The following is a 17,524-nucleotide window of genomic DNA, read 5'->3' on the forward strand; positions in this document are numbered from 1 at the left end:
TCCGGCCAGAAGAAGGCCCTTTTGGTCAGTGACCGAAGGCGCTGTCCTTCATCCATTTCGGGCGCTTGCCGTCCGGACCCATGCGCATGTGCAGGCAGGCGGTGCCGAGGCGCTGGAAATAGAGGATATCGACCGGATACCAGCCGGCAGAGGGTACCTCGACCTGGGTCATGATGGTGCTGTCGCAGGACTGGCGGCCGTCGAATTCACCCACGATCTGGCCGCCGATATTGGCCCGCAGCCCGTCGTTGGTCAGGAAGTCGATATTGTGGATGCCCGGCTGGTCGAACTTCACGTATCCGGTGATTCTGGCCGCCACATGCATCGGCCGCTTGGCGGTCAGGGTGTTCTGCCCCTCTTCGGTGTCGCGGTTGTCCAGTCCGGCGATGGGGCGGCCCGGCTCGCTGCCGATTTTCAGCGCCGAGGAGGCTTCGGCCAGTGTTTTCACATCCTGCGGGTAGGCGTAGACCACCGCGAGACCGGGCTTGACGCCAGAGGGCTGCGGATTTGCGGGGGTGAGTTTCAGTGGTGCCGCGCCTGCCGCCGCCGCCAGAACCGTGAGCGCCGCCGCGGCAGCTGCCTTCATCATCAACTTCATGGGTCACTCCCTGTCGCTTTTGAGGAAGGATAGTACCAATGATGCCGCCGGACCACAGCTTTCCTTGCTGCCGCGCCGCGCGCCTGCGGCAAGGCGGCCGCGCCACAGAAAAAGGGCTGCCCGTTTGGACAGCCCTTCCGCCAGTTGCCCTGAGGGCAGCAGGCTTAGTTCTTGGCGTAGAATTCGACGACCAGGTTCGGTTCCATGATCACCGGATACGGCACGTCGCCCAGGGACGGGGTGCGCACGAAGGTTGCGGTCATCTTGGAGTGGTCGGCTTCGATGTAATCCGGCACATCGCGCTCAGCCAGCTGAACGGCTTCCAGAATGGCGACCATTTGCTTGGACTTGTCGCGGACCTCGATCACGTCGCCCTCTTTCACGCGGTAGGAGGGGATGTTCACGCGCTTGCCGTTGACCAGGACGTGGCCGTGGTTGACGAACTGGCGGGCCGCAAAGACGGTCGGCACGAACTTGGCGCGGTAGACGACGGCGTCCAGGCGGCGCTCCAGCAGGCCGATCAGGTTTTCACCGGTGTCGCCCTTCACACGCTCGGCTTCGCCGTAGATGCGGCGGAACTGCTTTTCGGTCAGGTCGCCGTAGTAGCCCTTCAGCTTCTGCTTGGCGCGCAGCTGGATGCCGAAGTCGGACAGTTTGCCCTTGCGGCGCTGGCCGTGCTGGCCCGGGCCGTAGTCGCGGCGGTTGACCGGGGACTTCGGGCGGCCCCAGATGTTTTCGCCCATGCGGCGGTCGATTTTGTACTTGGCAGACGTGCGTTTGGTCACGGCTGATCTCCTTCTAAAGTGGCATTGCAGCTGCTTCCGAAAACCGGTTCCCACTTTTCGGGCTGCAATCGCGTCTGCCACTGCACCGTCTGTGTGTACCTGTCCCAGGAGACCTGCAACAATCGAAGGGCGTTGTCCTCTTGCTCCGCATCCAGGATCCGGGCATGACAGGCATCCCCTTGCGGGGGCCACCAACACCAATGAAGCCGCGCTTATATCGGGGTTCGGGGCGGAGTCAACACGGCTGCGCCCGAATGATGCGAAAATCTGCATCCGCCGCGGGCCAGGCCGCCGCATGGTGCCCTGCCCGCCCAGGCAAAGGCGTCAGGCAGCCTCGTGCCGCAGGATCGCCGCCTCGGACGGGCTGAGGCTGCGGCGGGCATAGGCGCCATAGGAGAGCGGGTTGCGCTCCAGCTCCGGCTGCAGGCGGAACAGCCTTTCCCTGTCCGTGCCGCACAGCGCCGTGAGCGAGGCACTGGACGGATGGAAGCTGTCAGTTTCAACCCCATTGGCCCAGAGCACCTGATGGCTGGCCAGCATCAGGTGGATATAGGTGACTTCGCGCACCGAGGCATCGGGCAGGATCGTGCGGCCATCGACCAGATCGCCGGCCGCCACCAGCACCTCGGGCGTGTTGAACAGCGCCTGCACATGCGCGCCGCGCAGCAGCATCCGGTGATCGGGAGAGACCAGCAGTTCCTGCTCCGGCCGGCCGATCCCCAGGGCGCCTGCGTGAATGCGGACCGGGCGCAGCTGCGGCATCACATACAGGCGCGCACCGGTGATCCGGCGGGAGCCGATCCACAGGATCTCCTGCGCGCCGCTGTCGCGGGTCTGGACCCTATCGCCTTCGCGCAGCTGTTCCACCGGTTGCGGCCCGCGGGGGGTCGCAATCAGCGTGCCCGGGGTAAAGCAGATGACGCCGCCATCGCCCTGGGCCCCGCGCTGGGGCCGGTCTGTGCGGACGGCGCCAAGCGCGTGATGCACCACCCAGAGGTCAGTGCCGCGCGGCGGCAGCTCACCGGCAAACATCACCAGCGGGGGCTGGCCCGGGCCGGTTTCAATCAGGGTGGCCGTGAAACTTTGCACGCCGTTGGTCACTGCGAAGCTGCTGTCCTGCAGCGGCGCGTCAGCCGCCGCCGCGCTGATGCCTGTCCGGTTCTGCAGCGCCGCGCCAACCAGCCGGCGCACCGACCGCGCCGCGCGGCGGCGCATCTCTGCATCGCCGTTTGCCATATCCAGCCGCGACAGCCCGGCCGGCCCGTCCACCCGCACGGCATCGCCATGCCAGGACCAGGCCGCGCCCGTATTCAGCGCGTCCACCGGGGCGGCCCGAAGGCCGTCGATCTCGGTTTGCGACCAGGACATAACAAACGTGCCGTGAAAGCCCGTTTTCATCTGCCTGTATGCCCGCTTCAGTGTGTTATTTTTTGCGGAACGTTAACGCAGTGTTCTTACTCCGGAAACTGCGATGCGGTTGAAACGCTTGTGAACGTGCCCTTTGCGCACCAATCTTCACTGGGTTGAAGCCGGGCTTGCGCCACTCAACCAACGGGGCGGCAAACCGGCGGCCGTGCGCCTGAAAGACCCTCTCTCCGTGCCTCAGGTCATCGGGCTGTAACTGGCCCGCAGGGCATCGGCCGCCTGGCGCACCACGCCGGCGACCTGCATCAGCTGCCGCGCCAGCGGGTTGCTGCGGCGCCAGATCATGCCGATGGTGCGGGCGGGCTGCGGGTCGCGGAAGCGGGCCACCGACACCACCGCCGAGCGGGTTTCAACCGGCACGGCCATTTCGGGGATGAGCGTCACGCCGATGCCGGCGCTGACCATCTGAACCAGCGTCGACAGGGAGCTGCCGTCCAGCAGCTCGCGCGGGGCGGCCGACTGCATGTTGCAGAAAGACAGCGCCTGATCGCGGAAGCAGTGCCCTTCCTCCAGCAGCAGGAGCCGCATTTCGCGCAAGCCCTCAGGCCCCGGAACCGGCTTGCCAGTATCCTCCCCCGGGCGCACCAGCACGAAGTCCTCGGAAAACAGCGGCACCTCCTCGAACGCAGGCTCAGAGACCGGCAGCGCCACGATGGCGGTGTCCAGACGCCCCTCGCCCAGTTCCTCCAGCAGCTTGGGGGTCACGGTTTCGCGCACCCGGATGTCGGCCTCCGGATACTGCCGGGTCAGCGTGCCGACAATGGAGGGCAGCAGATAGGGCGCGATGGTGGGAATCACCCCGATCCGCAGCCGCCCGGCCAGCCCCTCGCGCGAGGCGCGGTCCAGCTCGCCCAGCTCATCCACCGAACGCAGGATGCCGCGCACCCTGACCGCCAGATCCTCGCCAAAGCTGGTCAGACGCACCTGGCGCGCCCCGCGCTCCACCAGCTGCACCCCCAGCACTTCCTCCAATTCCTTGATCTGAACCGACAAAGCGGGCTGAGACACCGCGCAGGTCTCTGCCGCGCGGCCGAAATGGCGGTGCTGTGCCAGCGCCTCAAAATAGCGCATCTGGCGGAGGGTCACGTTTATCATAGGATTTGCTTATCACTGCGATGAATAAATGCAACTTAATCCAATGGGTTTCCTCTGCTAGCCTCACCGCACGAAGACAGGGAAAACCGGCAGCAGCTTTGCCGCGCGCGCAGCCTCATGGCGGGGCTGCGGCAGCGCGCTGGCCCGGAGCCGCAGAACGGGTCCCGGGGCGCTTCTGTCGCGTAGCGCGTCAACAACTGCAGCCACGATCGGAGACAAAAATGGACGGAAATACTCCCCAAGGAAAATGCCCGGTGTTTCATGGCGCTGCCGCAACCGGCGGCACCACCAACAAGCACTGGTGGCCGAACCTCTTGAACCTGAAGGTTCTGCACCAGCATTCGCCTGCGTCGAACCCGATGGGGGCTGATTTCAACTATGCCGAGGAATTCAAGAAGCTGGACCTAAAGGCGGTGAAGCAGGACCTGCACGCGCTGATGACCGACAGCCAGGACTGGTGGCCTGCGGACTATGGCCATTACGGGCCGCTGTTCATCCGCATGGCCTGGCACAGTGCCGGCACCTACCGCACCGCCGACGGGCGCGGCGGCGGCGGCACCGGCAGCCAGCGCTTTGCGCCGCTGAACAGCTGGCCGGACAATGGCAACCTGGACAAGGCGCGCCGCCTGCTGTGGCCGATCAAGCAGAAGTACGGCAACAAGATCTCCTGGGGGGACCTGATGATCCTGGCGGGCAACTGCGCCATTGAATCGATGGGCGGCCCGGTGTTCGGCTTTGGCGGCGGCCGTGCGGATGTGTGGGAACCGGAGGAAGACGTCTATTGGGGGGCGGAGACCGAATGGCTGGCCACCAGCGACCAGCCCAACAGCCGCTATTCCGGCGAGCGCGACCTGGCCAACCCGCTGGCCGCGGTGCAGATGGGGCTGATCTACGTGAACCCGGAAGGCCCGGACGGCAACCCGGACCCGGTCGCCTCGGGCAAGGACGTGCGCGAGACTTTCAGCCGCATGGGCATGAATGACGAGGAAACCGTGGCGCTGGTGGCGGGCGGCCACACCTTCGGCAAGGCGCATGGCGCCGGCGATCCCGAACTGGTCAGCACGGAGCCCGAAGGCGCGGACATTGAGCACATGGGGCTTGGCTGGCTGAATTCGCACGGCACCGGGAACGCTGCTGACACCACCACCTCTGGCATTGAAGGGGCCTGGAAGCCCAACCCGACCCATTGGGACATGGGGTATTTCGACGTGCTGTTCGGCTATGAGTGGAAACTGGTCAAAAGCCCGGCCGGTGCGAACCAGTGGCAGGCGCAGGACGTGAAGCCCGAGCATATGGTGGTGGATGCCCATGACCCCAGCAAAAAGCATGCGCCGATGATGACCACCGCGGATATGTCGATGCGGATGGATCCGGACTATGAGAAGATCTCGCGCGATTTCCACGCCAACCCGGAGAAATTCGCCGACGCCTTTGCCCGCGCCTGGTTCAAGCTGTGCCACCGCGACATGGGGCCCAAGTCGCGCTATCTGGGCGAGGAAGTCCCGGCCGAGGATCTGATCTGGCAGGATCCGGTGCCGCCGGTGGATCACCCGCTGGTGGAAACGGATGACGTTGCAGACCTCAAGGCCAAGGTGCTGGCGTCCGGGCTTACGGTGCCGGAACTGGTCTCCACCGCCTGGGCCTCGGCCTCGACCTTCCGCGGCTCCGACATGCGCGGCGGCGCCAATGGCGCACGCATCCGGCTGGAGCCGCAGAAGACCTGGGAGGTGAACGAGCCTGACAAGCTGGCAAAGGTGCTGAAGGTTCTGGAAGGCATCCAGAGCGATTTCAACGGGAGCGCATCCGGCGGCAAGAAGATCTCGATGGCCGATCTGATCGTGCTGGCGGGCGGCGCCGCGGTGGAAGAGGCCGCCAAGGCCGCTGGCCATCCGGTCGAGGTGCCGTTTACTCCGGGCCGGACGGATGCCAGCCAGGAGCAGACCGACATCGAAGGATTTGCCGTGCTGGAGCCGGAGGCCGATGGTTTCCGCAACTACCAGAAGGCGGACTACAGCATTCCGGCCGAGAAGATGCTGGTGGACCGGGCGCAGCTCCTGACCCTCAGCGCGCCGGAGATGACGGCGCTGATTGGCGGCCTGCGGGTGCTGGGGGCCAACCACGGCGGCGCGGCGCATGGGGTGTTCACGGACCGGGCCGGCACGCTGAGCACCGATTTCTTCACTAATATCCTGGACATGAGCGTGCAGTGGAAGCCGGCCGGCGACGGCACCTATGAGGGCCGTGACCGTGCCAGCGGCGAAGTGAAATGGACCGCCACCCGCGCCGATCTGGTGTTCGGCTCCAACTCGCAGCTGCGGGCGCTGGCCGAGGTCTATGCGCAGGATGACTTCAAGGATGCGTTTGTGCAGGACTTTGTTGCGGCCTGGGCCAAGGTGATGAACGCAGACCGGTTTGATCTGGCGGCGTAAACACGGCCCATCGCGCAAACAGGGCGCTCCGGGAAACCGGGGCGCCTTTCTCATTGCACGGCCTAGGAACAACACTGAGGGCAGCGCCTGACCCTGGGTGGGCGTGAAGCGCCCTCCCGTGGGGAGGGTCGGGCGCTGCCCGGCCTACGGCCGGGCGGAACGGTCGTTACTCAGGCGCCCCTGCCCCCTGCCCAAGTTCAATCACCCGGGTGCCGGCGGTGTACTCCGACTCGATGATCAGAATCGCCAGCAGCCCGATCAGCGCCAGCGGCGGCAGCAGGATCGCGTAGATCAGCGCCAGCCGCTCCCAGGCCATATGCATGAAGACGGCGATGATCAGCCCCGCCTTCAGCACCATGAAGATCAGGATCAGGCTCCAGCGCAAGAGCCCCTGCAGCTGTGCGTAATCCACCCAGTACGAGCCGGCGCTGAGGATGAACAGCAAGACCCAGACCACGAAGTAAAGCTTGATCGGATGCTGCTGCCCCTCGTCATGCGCCACATGCCGGGTGTCCATTGCGTGCGGTGTGTCTGTCATGGCGGCCCCCTACCACAGATAGAAGAATGCAAAGATGAAGACCCAGACCAGGTCGACGAAGTGCCAGTACAGCCCCATGATCTCGACCGCCTCGTAATCGCCGTTGCCAGCCGACATCCAGCTGCGCTGGTCCCGGTCGAAGTCGCCCCGCCAGACCTTGAGGGCAACGATGATCAGGAAGATCACACCGATGGTCACATGGGTGCCGTGAAAGCCGGTGATCATGAAGAAGCTGGCGCCGAACTGCTCTGCCCCCCAGGGGTTGCCCCAGGGGCGCACGCCCTCGGAAATCAGCTTGGACCATTCAAACGCCTGCATCCCCACGAAACACGCGCCCAGCGCGGCGGTCGCCAGCATCAGCGCGGCGGTCGCCTTGCGCGCCTTGCGGTAGGCGCAGTTCACCGCCATCGCCATCGTGCCGGAGGAGGAAATCAGCACGAAAGTCATGATGGCAATCAGGATCAGCGGCAGGTCCTGGCCGCCGATATGCAGGGCAAAAACCTCGCTGGCGTTGGGCCATTCGGCGGTGGTGGAGCTGCGGGCGGTCAGGTAGGCGACCAGGAAGCAGGCAAAGATAAATGTGTCGCTGAGCAGCAGGATCCACATCATCGCCTTGCCCCAGGAGACCTTCTTGAACACCCGCTGGTCCGAGCTCCAGTCGGCGGCGAAACCGCTGTGCCCCTGTTGCAGCAGCGTCTGGTCCTGGCCTTGCAGCGGATGGTCCATCAGTCTCCCTCCCTCAAGTCACGGCGGCGCGGCACAGCGCCAGAAAGGCGTTGCCCCAGCCCTGCAGCAATGCAAACAGCATCAGCCAGAACGCCAGCAGCCCGTGCCAGTAAAGCGCGCAGAGCCGCACCCCCGGCAGCAGCGCCTTGACGTCCCCGCCGCCGGCGTGGCGCAGGCAGATGGCCGCCAGCGCGATGATGCCGCCCAGCACATGCAGCCCGTGCAGGCCGGTGATCAGGTAGAAAAAGCTGGCCGCAGGGGGACCGTCCAGCGGGTAGCCGTCTGCGGTCAGCGCGATCCACACCTGCGCCTGCCCGGCCAGAAAGGCGAGCGTGGCGATGCTGGCGGCAATCAGGCTGGCGCGCAGCCAGCGCGTGGTGCCCGCCCGCGCGGAGATCACCACGAACTGCATGAACAGGCTGGCCAGCAGCAGCAGCGCCGTATTGAGCCAGACCCGGCCGGGCAGCGGCACCAGTTCCCACGGCGTCTCGTCGATCTGCATGACAAAAGCACTGCCAAGCATCGCAAACAGCCCGCCGGCCACGGCGAGGAAGACGGCGATGAAGATGAAGCCCGGCGCGCGCCCCGGGCCATGGCCCGCCAAGGGGGCAATGCCGGTTTCCAGCCAGGGCTTGGAGGCGAGCCGCTGCTGCGACAGCCACAGCCCGGCGGCCAGGGCGACCAGCGCCAGGAAGGCCAGGATGACCGTCACAGCCGCCTCCCCCCGCTGTCCGGCACCCAGGGATCGTTCTGGGCGACATAATCCTCCGCCGCGCCGGGCACGCTGTAGTCATAGGCCCAGCGGTAGACGTTGGGCAGGTCATCCCCCCAGTTGCCATGCCGCGGCGGCGTTTCCGGCGTCTGCCACTCCAGCGAGGTGGCGCGCCAGGGGTTGCCGCCCGCCGCAAGCCCATGGCGCAGGCTCCAGAAGATGTTGAACAGGAACAGCACCTGCACCGCGCCGACAATCAGCGCGGCGGAGGAGATGAAGGCATTGAGCCCGTCCACCGGCGCGGTCAGGAAGGCCGGCTCGCCGATCTCGAAATAGCGGCGCGGCACGCCGACGAGGCCGACATAGTGCATCGGGAAGAACACCGCATAGGCCCCGATGAAGGTGACCCAGAAGTGGATCTGGCCCATCGCCTCATTCAGCATCCGTCCGGTGATCTTGGGATACCAATGGTAGATCGCGCCGAAGATCACCATGATCGGCGCCACCCCCATCACCATGTGGAAATGCGCCACCACGAACATGGTGTCGCTGAGCGGCACATCGACCACCACGTTGCCCAGGAACAGCCCCGTGAGCCCGCCGTTCACGAAGGTCACGATGAAGCCCAGCGCAAACAGCATCGGCAGGGTCAGGTGGATGTCGCCCTTCCACAGGGTCAGGATCCAGTTATAGACCTTGATCGCGGTCGGGATCGCGATGATCAGCGTGGTGGTGGCGAAGAAGAAGCCGAACCACGGATGCATGCCCGAGACATACATGTGGTGCGCCCAGACGATGAAGCTGAGCGCGCCGATGATGACGATGGCCCAGACCATCATCCGGTAGCCGAAGACATTCTTGCGCGCATGGACCGCGATCAGGTCGGAGACGATGCCGAAGGCGGGCAGCGCCACGATATATACCTCCGGATGGCCGAAGAACCAGAACAGGTGCTGGAAGGCAATCGGGCTGCCGCCGCCGTAGCTCAGCTTCTCGCCCAGCTCCACCAGCGCCGGCATGAAGAACGAGGTGCCCAGGAGCCGGTCGAACAGCATCATCACGCAGGCCACGAACAGCGCCGGGAACGCCAGCAGCGCCATCACCGTGGCGGTGAAGATGCCCCAGACGGTCAGCGGGAGCCGCATCATGGTCATGCCGCGGGTGCGGGCCTGCAGCACGGTGACGGCATAGTTCAAACCGCCCATGGTAAAGCCGATGATGAACAGAATGAGCGAGACCAGCATCAGGATGATGCCGCTTTGCGCGCCGCCCGGCGTGCCCGACAGCACCGCCTGCGGCGGGTACAGCGTCCAGCCCGCGCCGGTCGGCCCGCCGGGAACAAAGAAGCTCGCCACCAGCACCAGCACCGCCAGCAGGTAGATCCAGTAGCTGAGCATATTGACGAAGGGAAACACCATGTCGCGGGCGCCGACCATCAGCGGGATCAGGTAATTGCCGAAACCGCCGAGGAAGATCGCGGTCAGCAGATAGATCACCATGATCATCCCGTGCATGGTGACGAACTGGTAATAGGCCTCGGGTGTGATGAAGTCGAACAGCCCCGGAAAGCCCAGTTGCAGCCGCATCAGCCAGGACAGCACCAGCGCCACCAGGCCGATGGCCGCGGCGGTGCCGGAATACTGGATGGCGATGTATTTGGCGTCCTGCGAGAAGACGTACTTGCCGATCCAGCTGTGCGCATGCGGCGGCATCACATCGGCAACTTCGCGCGGCGGCAAAGTGCTGTCGTGGTCAGGCAGGTAGTCGGTCATTACAGGCCTCCATCCAAATCCGGTGTACCGGCCGGCCTTTCGGCCGGGCAGCGCCCGGCCCTCCCCGCGGGAGGACGCTGCCCTTAGCGTCTTGCGAGCCTCGTTTCGGCCCCGGCTCCGGGAGCCGCGCCCGCGTAGTCTTCAAAGGTCAGCTGCTCCTGCAGCCATTCCTGGTATTCCGCGGCCTCCACCACGGTCACGAAACCGCGCATGAAGGGATGTGCGGTGCCGCAGTATTCGGCGCAAAGCGCCTCGAAATTGCCGGTGCGGGTCGGGGTGAACCAGATGTAGGTGACCATGCCCGGCACCATGTCCATCTTGGCGCGAAACTCGGGCACGTAGAAATTGTGCAAGACGTCGATGGAGCGCAGCAGCAGCTTGACCGGCTGATCCACCGGCAGATAGACCTCGCCGCCCTCGATGATGAGGTCATCCTTGCCGAACCGGTCATGCGGGTTGACGCCCAGGGGGTTTTCGCCGCTCACCCATTCCGCGTCCGCGGTGCCTAGCACGCCGTCGGCGCCGGGCAGCCGGTAGGCCCAGTTCCACTGCTGGCCGAAGACCTCCAACTCGCTGGCGTTCCCGGGCACGGTGACGAACTGCTTCCACACGAACAGCCCCGGCACCAGCATCGCAGCCACGCCAACGGCAGTCACTGCTGTCAGCCACCACTCAAGCCGCTTGTTTTCCGGATCGAACTCAGCCTTGTGGCCCGGACGGTGCCGGAATTTCCACACGCAATAGGCCGTGAACAGCACCACCGCGGCGAACACCGCACCAGTGATCCAGAAGATTATTACCAGCGTGTTGTCGATATAGTCCCAGTTCGACGCGATCGGCGTCCACCACCACGGGCTGTACAGATGGAACGCAACGGACCCCGCCACGATCAGCACAAGCACGACCGCAATCAGCATCCCGCCCCCTTTCCCCCGCTCCCCGGACACATCCAAGGCCGAAAAGGCAGGTTCAATCGGTAAGAGAAGGCAGTATACGCCGGTTTCACAAATTAATCCAGAAACGGAAGATTTTGCGCCCCTGACGCTAAAAACTTTCCGTTTTCACGCAATTTGCCAAACGAACCGGACGCGGCCGCCTCCGGAGGGCAGCACCGCTGCTGTCAGATGTCCGCAAACAGTAAGGGGCCGGAGGGAATGTTCCCCCCGGCCCCGGCACCGCCCGCAAGGACGGCTGGCGTGCTTATTCGGCAGGTGCGCGCTCTGCGGCCTTTTCGCGCTGGCCGTCGCGGAACAGCGCCTTGGCCAGCGAGATGCACATCAGGCCCATCACCATGGTGAACGGCAGCGCACCGATGATCATCGCGCTTTTCAGCGCTTCCATCGGATCCGCTCCGCCGTTCTGCTTGCCTGCAAACAGCAGGGTGCCGATCACGGCGGTCAGGATCAGGCCCCAGACGATCTTGTGCTTGTTGCCGATGTTCTGGTCGCCGCCGGACATGATGGTGTTCATCACCAGAATGCCGGAGTCCGCCGAAGTGACCAGGAAGGTCATGATCAGCACCACGCACATGATGGTGATGCCGGACAGCAGGCCGCCGTCGATCATGCTTTGCAGGGTCACGAACAGCTTGGCGGTGTTCGAGGCGCCGATGATCGCACCTTCGGCCGCGCCGTTCAGTTCCAGGTCGATGGCGGTGCCGCCCAGGATGGTCATCCAGGCAAAGCAGACCAGCGCCGGGGCGAGCACGCAGCCGACGATGAATTCACGCACCGAGCGGCCGCGGGAAATGCGCGCCAGGAACAGGCCCACGAAGGGCGAGAACGCGATCCACCAGGCCCAGTAGAAGGTGGTCCAGCCAGCCTGCCAGCCGAACTGGCGCTGCGGCTCGCCCGCGGCATAGGCCGCCGACAGCACGTCGTCGGACAGGGCAGCGGCTTCGCCCTCCAGACCGGACTTGAAGCCTTCGAAGGAGCCCCAGGCGTTGGTGGCACCGCCGCGCAGCGCATCGGCATAGGGGGCGGCCTCAGCCGGCAGCGCCGCCGAGAACTCAGCCGCGGATTGCGGGCCGAAAGCACCGAAGCTCAGCGCCGTGAAGTTCAGGATGTAGTCCACAATGGCCGACGCGTAGGTGCTCATGGCGAACACGAAGGAGCCGAAGACCACGAAGACCAGCAGCAGGATGATCGACAGGACCAGGTTCAGGTTCGACAGGTACTTCACGCCGCGGCCGACGCCGGACACTGCCGAGATGATCGACAGCCCCATGATCGCGAACAGGCCGGCCAGCAGGCCAACGGTGCCCGGTGCAGGCGCGTCGCCGCTCATGTCCATCATCCATTCCATGCCGGTGATCGCGTAAAGGCCGTCCACGAACTGCGACACGCCGAAGCCGATGGTCACGGACACGCCCAGGATGGTGGCGACAACGCCCAGCACGTCAACGACGTGGCCCAGGAAGCCGTTCATCAGCTTGCCGAACAGCGGCGTCAGCGCGGTGCGGATGGTCAGCGGCATCCCGCGGGTATAGGCGTAGTAGGCCAGCGACAGGCCGGTCACCACGTAGATCGCCCAGGCATGGAAGCCGTAATGCAGGAAGGTGTAGCGGAAGCCGGACTGAATGGCCTCCTCGCTGTTCGCTGCGACCTCCTGCGACAGCACCACCGGGTTGGACCCCCACAGGCCCAGCGGCTCTGCGGTGGCGAACACCATCAGGCCGACGCCCAGACCGGCGCCGAACATCATCGAGAACCAGGAAAAGTCCGAGAATTCCTTCGGCTCGCCCGGGGCCCCCATGATCCGCTTACCGGTTTGCGGCAGCGCGGCGACCACAAACAGGAAAAAGGCGAAGAAGCCGACGATGATGATGTAAAAGGCGTTGAAGTCCTCCAGAATACGCCAGTTCAGGCTGCCGAGCACGCCGGTGGCGTTTGCCGGCCACACCAGGGCCCAGAGCACCAGCGCGACCATGATCCCCTTGCTGAGCAAGGCAATCTCGACGCTGTGCCCCTCGTAGAAGCCGCCGTTGGAGGTCTTGATCTCCAAATCGGTAAAAGGTTGCTTAATTGACATGCGTTTCCTCCCGTTTCGCACGTGCCGCACCGGGGTGCGGAATGTCCGGCGGGGTGCGGCCCCGCCGGGGATTGGCGTCAGCCCAACAGAGCTTTGATCCTGTCCAGCGTTGCCACGCTGACCGCGACGCCTTGGTCCCGGGCTTTGATCCGCTTGCCGCGGCGCCCGTCGCCTGGCAGATGTGCGCCAGGCTGTGCCCGCACCGCGCCCACGATTCCGACCATTCCGGCACGAAATGTGTCATTCGAGGTTGCTGCGGGGTCGATTGCGATGAACATCTGGCCGGTTTTCGGCGGACCGCCTGCGGTGCCGGAGAACGGCGAGGCATTGATGCCCAGCGTGGCACCGGTCAGCGCGGCGGCCATGATCTCGGTCAGCAGCGCCACCCCGACGCCCTTGTAGCCGCCCGAAGGCGCCATCGAGCCCTTGAGGCCCGCGTCCGGGTCTGTGGTCGGGTTGCCGTCTGCATCCAGCGCCCAGCCCAGCGGAATCTCCTTGCCCTCGCGGGCGTGTTTCATCACCTCGCTCTTGGCGATGGTGCTGGCGCTTTGGTCGATCAGCAGCTCCGGCTCGCCGTCCTCGCCCGGCACCGCAACCGAGAACGGGTTGGTGCCGACCACCGGCTTCCTGCCGCCCGAGGGCGCAATTGAGGCGGGCGCATTGGTGAAGCCCAAGCCCACCAGCCCGGCGCGGGCCAGGCGGGCGGTGTGGTAGCCCAGCACGCCGCAGTTGTAGCTGTTGCGGATTGCCAGAACTGCGATGCCCTGCTCGCGGGCTGCCGGGATCAGCGCTTCAAAGCCTGCGTCGATGGCCGGATGGGCGAAGCCGGTGGCCGCGTCCACCGCGACGACGCCGGGGCGCGGGCGGGACAGAACCGGCACCGCCTGCCCGTCCACCTTGCCGCATTGCACATGCTCGGCATAGATCGGGATATAGGCGAGGCCATGGCTGGCCACCCCATCCGCCTCGGTCGCTGCGGTGGCAACTGCCAAGGGCCGCGCATTCGCCTCTGACGTGCCTGCAGCCACCAGTGCGCGGAACGACAGGTCCTCGATCTCGGCAAGGGTCAGGGTTCGGGTTTCGGTCATCTCAGTGCCTTCTCAGTCGTTGTCGGACAGCCCGGCGCCGGCGCCCAGCAGGCGCGACTCCTCGGTGGCCGGAGCGTAGGTTTTATGGGCAAAGCGGTTGAGCGCGGCCCAGGCCGCCTCCGCCGGTTCGGCGCGGGTGCGGCCGGGGTTCGGGTTTGCCAGGCTGCCCGCAGCGCAGATGCTCAGGCGGGCGGCCGCGTCCGGCAGGGTGCCTTCGCAGTGCAGGGCGGCGCCGTCGGTGACAGCCTGGAAGCCCTCGCCCGCAACCGTGACGCAGGCGCCAAGCTGCCGTGCGGCCGTTGCGGCAAAGGGCAGGATCATCGCAGGCTGGGCAACTGGGCCGATGGCCATTGGCATGTCCCGCAGCCGCGCCGCGCAGTCGGACAGCGCCGCGCCGGTTGCCAGCGGACAGAGCGGCGCGTCTGCCAGCCAGTCACCCTCGATGCCTTGCGGGACGTGAGCCTCCAGCTCAGCTGCAAAGCCGGCCTCCAGCAGCCGGGCCAGCACCGCCGCGCCGTCCAGCCCCTGCGCGCACAGCCAGCGGGTGGCCTTGGCGGCTTCCTCGGCCAGCCCCCAGTCATACCCCGCCCCGCGGGCGGCGCGTTTGGCGGTGGCTTCCACTTCGTTCAGCGCATAGCTCATTGGTCTGCCTCCGGGTATACCCACAGGTCGGCGTTGGCGGTGGTCAGGTCCTCAGGGTAAGGCGCGCCCGCATACATGCAGATCCGCACCCAGCGGTCGGAGCGCGGGTCGAAATGGGTAGCGCCGAAGAACGACAGTTTCGCCCGCAGCATGTCGACCGGCAGCACCCGGTCGCTGATGGTGTTGCTGCGGATTTCGCCGTAGGGGGCGGCTTGGCTCATCTGCGCCCGGCGCACGGTGTGGCGGTGTTCCGGGTGGCGCAGCAGGAAGGCCGCGACGGGCGCCTCGGCCTCCCAACCGGCCAGCGCGGCATGGGCCAAGGCTGCGTCACGGGCCGGCGCCAGCGGTTGTTCGTAATTGGCGATGGGCTCGTCGAAGCGTTCGCCCATGCGCGGCTCCAGCTTCTCTTCCGAGACATACCAGGCGCGGGCGCAGTTTTCGCGGGCCGCCCAGTCCAGATCCAGTGCCCAGCCAAAGCTGTCTTGCAGCAGGCTGCGGACCTGCGAAACCGGCATTGCGCCATTGATGATGAAGGCGTCTTTGTTGGCGTCGGCCATGCAGTCGGACAGACCGTCCACCAGCTCCGCATAGGGTTCCAGGATCAGCGAGGCCGCCAGTTCCTGCCCTTCCAGGCTCAGCGCTGTCCCGCTCCAGCGGATCAGCCGGTCCCAGGGGCGGTCATTGCGCAGATCATCTGACGCCACCCAGGCCGCCAGGGCCTCAAGATCCTTGCGAAGGCTCGCCAGCTTTTCGATCTGCACCGGGTGCTCCGAATGCCAGCGCGCCGCCGACAATTCGCTGCGCCGCAGCATCCGGCGAAAACAGGCGGCTTCCTCCGCGGTGGCGGTTTCGACCGAGCGCACCCGGGCAATCGCCTCCTCCCGCGCCATGATCCAGTTGTTGAACAGCACCGGGTGGTTGACGATGTAGGGCGCCATGCCAAGGCCGGTGGAGTTGCCGATCCCCAGCCGCTGCGCGGTTTCGGGCGCCAGCGGCACGGCGTTCTCGCCGCCCTTGGCACGGGCCATATGCTCCACCAGATCACGGACGAAGACACGGGTCAGGTAAACCGACAGCATCTCTGCCTGGAACGGCGCGCTGAGTTCGGGGCGGTCCGCGATGGCCTCCCGGTCGGCAGCGCCCAGCTTGCCGGAGCCGTAGACGGCGGTGGTGCGCATCAGGTAGCCGACGGCATCCACCTGCGCCGGGTCCGGCTGCCGGCCCTGCGACAGCGCATCGACGAAATGCGCCCACAGGCGCACCGAGCGGTTGGCGCGGGAAACAGACAGGGATTTCTCGTTGACCCGGCCCGCCTCCTGATACGGCACGTTCTTTGAAAGCCGTTCGATATCCGCATCCGTCGGCACCCCGTCGAACAGGGTAAAGGTCGCGTCCCAGGCGGTGGCGATCACCCGGTCGGAGCGCATGTCCGGCGGCAGGTCGTGGGCGAAGGCAATCAGGGAATAGGTCCGCGCGGGGCCGGTCGCGGTATAGACCGCCACACCGACACCCTTGGCATCAATATCAAACTTCGGGCGCGCAAAGCTCCAGTTTTCCCGGGCCATGCGCCGTGTCAGCACCCGCATGAAGCTGAGGCGGCACTGGTGCAGGGAGCCGAGGCGGCTGAGGCGCATGACCTGCGCCGGGTCCCGTCGTGATATCGTTGTCTGCGCGGTTGGTTCCATGACCTATCCCTTTGGGCCAAAGTTTTCGGCGAAGAACCGGTACCAGTTCCCGCCCATGATGCCGCTGACCTCGTCATCGTTCATGCCCGTCGCGCGAAGGCCGTCTTCGATGTTTCCAAAGTCGCGGTTGTCCTTGAACCAGCCGGGCATTGCCGGGAAGCCCGGCGCGGCGGCTGATCCTTCGCCGTAGTCGATCTCTTTCGTCCAGCGGCCGACCCGCATCCATTCAACGATGCTGTCAGGCTGGTCCTGGCAAAGATCGGTGCCGATGCCGAGGTGCTGTGCGCCGTATTTGTCGGCAGTGCGGGCAATCATTTCGCAAAAGCTTTGCAGGGTGCAGGCAGACTTGTCCTTCAGGTGGTGCGGATAGACCGAGAAGCCCAGCATGCCGCCATGGCCGGTCACCGCGCGGATCACATCGTCCTTCTTGTTGCGCAGGGCCGGCGACCACTCATGCGGGTTGGCATGGGTGATGGCGATCGGGCGGGTGGAGATCTCCGCCGCTTCGATGGTGGAGCGGTCGGCGGAATGGCTCATGTCCACGACCAGGCCGACCCGGTTCATCTCCTTGATCACCTGACGGCCCATGCGGGTGATGCCCGTGTCCTCGGCCTCGTAACAGCCGGTCGCCAGCAGCGACTGGTTGTTGTAGGTGAGCTGCATGAAACGGGCGCCCAGCGTGTGCAGGATTTCGATCAGGCCGATATCGTCCTCCATCGGCGAGGGGTTCTGGAAGCCGAAGAACACCGCGGTGCGGCCGGTTTCGCGGGCCCTGTCGATGTCAGAGGCCCACTGCCCCTTCATGATCAGGTCCGGATACTGTTCGAACCAGCGGTTCCACTTTTCGAAGTTCAGAACCGTCTCGCGGAAGTTCTCATGATAGGCAATCGTGACATGGATCGCGTCCACGCCGCCCTCGCGCAGCTGGCGGAAGATCTTTTCCGACCAGTTGGCATATTGCAGGCAGTCGATACGGTAGCCGGTCATTCAGGCACCTCG

At 65.5% G+C, this 17,524-nt stretch carries 15 protein-coding genes; 1 reads left to right on the forward strand and 14 read right to left on the reverse strand.

Annotation, left to right across the window (positions count from 1 at the left end):
• Window positions 1-25 precede the first annotated feature (25 nt).
• The 4 genes from B2P87_RS01955 to B2P87_RS01970 form a co-directional block, all read right to left on the reverse strand.
• On the reverse strand, window positions 26-598 hold the full coding sequence (locus tag B2P87_RS01955) for a PA14 domain-containing protein (RefSeq protein ID WP_141890920.1): 573 nt from the start codon (window positions 596-598) through the stop codon (window positions 26-28).
• 164 nt (window positions 599-762) lie between these two features.
• Window positions 763-1,383 carry a 30S ribosomal protein S4 gene (rpsD, locus tag B2P87_RS01960; RefSeq protein ID WP_058286061.1) on the reverse strand — a complete coding sequence of 207 codons (621 nt, stop codon included), beginning with the start codon at window positions 1,381-1,383 and terminating at the stop codon, window positions 763-765.
• Window positions 1,384-1,707: 324 nt separating this feature from the next.
• Entirely contained in the window at window positions 1,708-2,781 is a 1,074-nt protein-coding gene (locus B2P87_RS01965; RefSeq protein WP_141890921.1) for a Hint domain-containing protein, read from the reverse strand.
• 204 nt (window positions 2,782-2,985) lie between these two features.
• Window positions 2,986-3,903, reverse strand: coding sequence for a LysR substrate-binding domain-containing protein (locus B2P87_RS01970; RefSeq protein ID WP_141890922.1), 918 nt, complete (start codon window positions 3,901-3,903; stop codon window positions 2,986-2,988).
• 221 nt (window positions 3,904-4,124) lie between these two features.
• Between B2P87_RS01970 and katG the strand changes: the two genes are divergently transcribed.
• Window positions 4,125-6,332: a catalase/peroxidase HPI gene (gene katG, locus B2P87_RS01975; RefSeq protein WP_141890923.1), complete on the forward strand. Its 2,208-nt coding sequence runs from the start codon at window positions 4,125-4,127 to the stop codon at window positions 6,330-6,332.
• A 166-nt stretch (window positions 6,333-6,498) separates the two neighbouring features.
• Here the strand turns inward: katG and B2P87_RS01980 are convergent, their stop codons facing one another.
• From B2P87_RS01980 to B2P87_RS02025, 10 genes are all read right to left on the reverse strand, one after another.
• A complete protein-coding gene (locus tag B2P87_RS01980) occupies window positions 6,499-6,870 on the reverse strand; it encodes a cytochrome C oxidase subunit IV family protein (protein WP_141890924.1) in 372 nt (123 codons plus the stop codon).
• 9 nt (window positions 6,871-6,879) lie between these two features.
• Complete coding sequence (locus B2P87_RS01985) at window positions 6,880-7,596, reverse strand: heme-copper oxidase subunit III family protein (RefSeq protein WP_141890925.1); 717 nt, start codon at window positions 7,594-7,596, stop codon at window positions 6,880-6,882.
• Between the two features lie 13 nt (window positions 7,597-7,609).
• On the reverse strand, window positions 7,610-8,308 hold the full coding sequence (locus B2P87_RS01990; protein ID WP_141890926.1) for a cytochrome c oxidase subunit 3: 699 nt from the start codon (window positions 8,306-8,308) through the stop codon (window positions 7,610-7,612).
• A complete protein-coding gene (locus B2P87_RS01995) occupies window positions 8,305-10,080 on the reverse strand; it encodes a cbb3-type cytochrome c oxidase subunit I (RefSeq protein ID WP_141890927.1) in 1,776 nt (591 codons plus the stop codon). Before B2P87_RS01995 ends, B2P87_RS01990 begins: the two co-directional genes overlap by 4 nt.
• Before the next feature lie 83 nt (window positions 10,081-10,163).
• Window positions 10,164-10,997, reverse strand: coding sequence for a cytochrome c oxidase subunit II (locus tag B2P87_RS02000; RefSeq protein ID WP_141890928.1), 834 nt, complete (start codon window positions 10,995-10,997; stop codon window positions 10,164-10,166).
• Between the two features lie 283 nt (window positions 10,998-11,280).
• Window positions 11,281-13,110 (reverse strand): BCCT family transporter, encoded by a 1,830-nt coding sequence (locus B2P87_RS02005; protein ID WP_058286070.1) that lies wholly within the window; start codon window positions 13,108-13,110, stop codon window positions 11,281-11,283.
• A 77-nt stretch (window positions 13,111-13,187) separates the two neighbouring features.
• A complete protein-coding gene (locus tag B2P87_RS02010) occupies window positions 13,188-14,198 on the reverse strand; it encodes an Ldh family oxidoreductase (RefSeq protein WP_141890929.1) in 1,011 nt (336 codons plus the stop codon).
• A 12-nt stretch (window positions 14,199-14,210) separates the two neighbouring features.
• Entirely contained in the window at window positions 14,211-14,840 is a 630-nt protein-coding gene (locus B2P87_RS02015) for a DUF3726 domain-containing protein (RefSeq protein ID WP_141890930.1), read from the reverse strand.
• Complete coding sequence (locus tag B2P87_RS02020; protein WP_141890931.1) at window positions 14,837-16,525, reverse strand: hypothetical protein; 1,689 nt, start codon at window positions 16,523-16,525, stop codon at window positions 14,837-14,839. The genes B2P87_RS02015 and B2P87_RS02020 overlap by 4 nt, the downstream gene beginning before the upstream one ends.
• A gap of 3 nt (window positions 16,526-16,528) precedes the next feature.
• On the reverse strand, window positions 16,529-17,512 hold the full coding sequence (locus B2P87_RS02025) for a membrane dipeptidase (protein WP_141890932.1): 984 nt from the start codon (window positions 17,510-17,512) through the stop codon (window positions 16,529-16,531).
• Window positions 17,513-17,524 lie beyond the last annotated feature (12 nt).

Origin of the sequence: Leisingera sp. UBA4491, from assembly GCF_002388965.1 — a bacterium.
GTDB classification, from domain to species: domain Bacteria; phylum Pseudomonadota; class Alphaproteobacteria; order Rhodobacterales; family Rhodobacteraceae; genus Leisingera; species Leisingera aquaemixtae.

What these genes read in the sequence shown, in the direction of transcription:
- B2P87_RS01955 (WP_141890920.1), bottom strand. Translation starts at nt 598, where the DNA reads ATGAAGTTGATGATGAAGGCAGCTGCCGCGGCGGCGCTCACGGTTCTG.
- B2P87_RS01965 (WP_141890921.1), bottom strand. Translation starts at nt 2,781, where the DNA reads ATGAAAACGGGCTTTCACGGCACGTTTGTTATGTCCTGGTCGCAAACC.
- B2P87_RS01970 (WP_141890922.1), bottom strand. Translation starts at nt 3,903, where the DNA reads ATGATAAACGTGACCCTCCGCCAGATGCGCTATTTTGAGGCGCTGGCA.
- katG (WP_141890923.1), top strand. Translation starts at nt 4,125, where the DNA reads ATGGACGGAAATACTCCCCAAGGAAAATGCCCGGTGTTTCATGGCGCT.
- B2P87_RS01980 (WP_141890924.1), bottom strand. Translation starts at nt 6,870, where the DNA reads ATGACAGACACACCGCACGCAATGGACACCCGGCATGTGGCGCATGAC.
- B2P87_RS01985 (WP_141890925.1), bottom strand. Translation starts at nt 7,596, where the DNA reads ATGGACCATCCGCTGCAAGGCCAGGACCAGACGCTGCTGCAACAGGGG.
- B2P87_RS01995 (WP_141890927.1), bottom strand. Translation starts at nt 10,080, where the DNA reads ATGACCGACTACCTGCCTGACCACGACAGCACTTTGCCGCCGCGCGAA.
- B2P87_RS02000 (WP_141890928.1), bottom strand. Translation starts at nt 10,997, where the DNA reads ATGCTGATTGCGGTCGTGCTTGTGCTGATCGTGGCGGGGTCCGTTGCG.
- B2P87_RS02005 (WP_058286070.1), bottom strand. Translation starts at nt 13,110, where the DNA reads ATGTCAATTAAGCAACCTTTTACCGATTTGGAGATCAAGACCTCCAAC.
- B2P87_RS02010 (WP_141890929.1), bottom strand. Translation starts at nt 14,198, where the DNA reads ATGACCGAAACCCGAACCCTGACCCTTGCCGAGATCGAGGACCTGTCG.
- B2P87_RS02015 (WP_141890930.1), bottom strand. Translation starts at nt 14,840, where the DNA reads ATGAGCTATGCGCTGAACGAAGTGGAAGCCACCGCCAAACGCGCCGCC.
- B2P87_RS02020 (WP_141890931.1), bottom strand. Translation starts at nt 16,525, where the DNA reads ATGGAACCAACCGCGCAGACAACGATATCACGACGGGACCCGGCGCAG.
- B2P87_RS02025 (WP_141890932.1), bottom strand. Translation starts at nt 17,512, where the DNA reads ATGACCGGCTACCGTATCGACTGCCTGCAATATGCCAACTGGTCGGAA.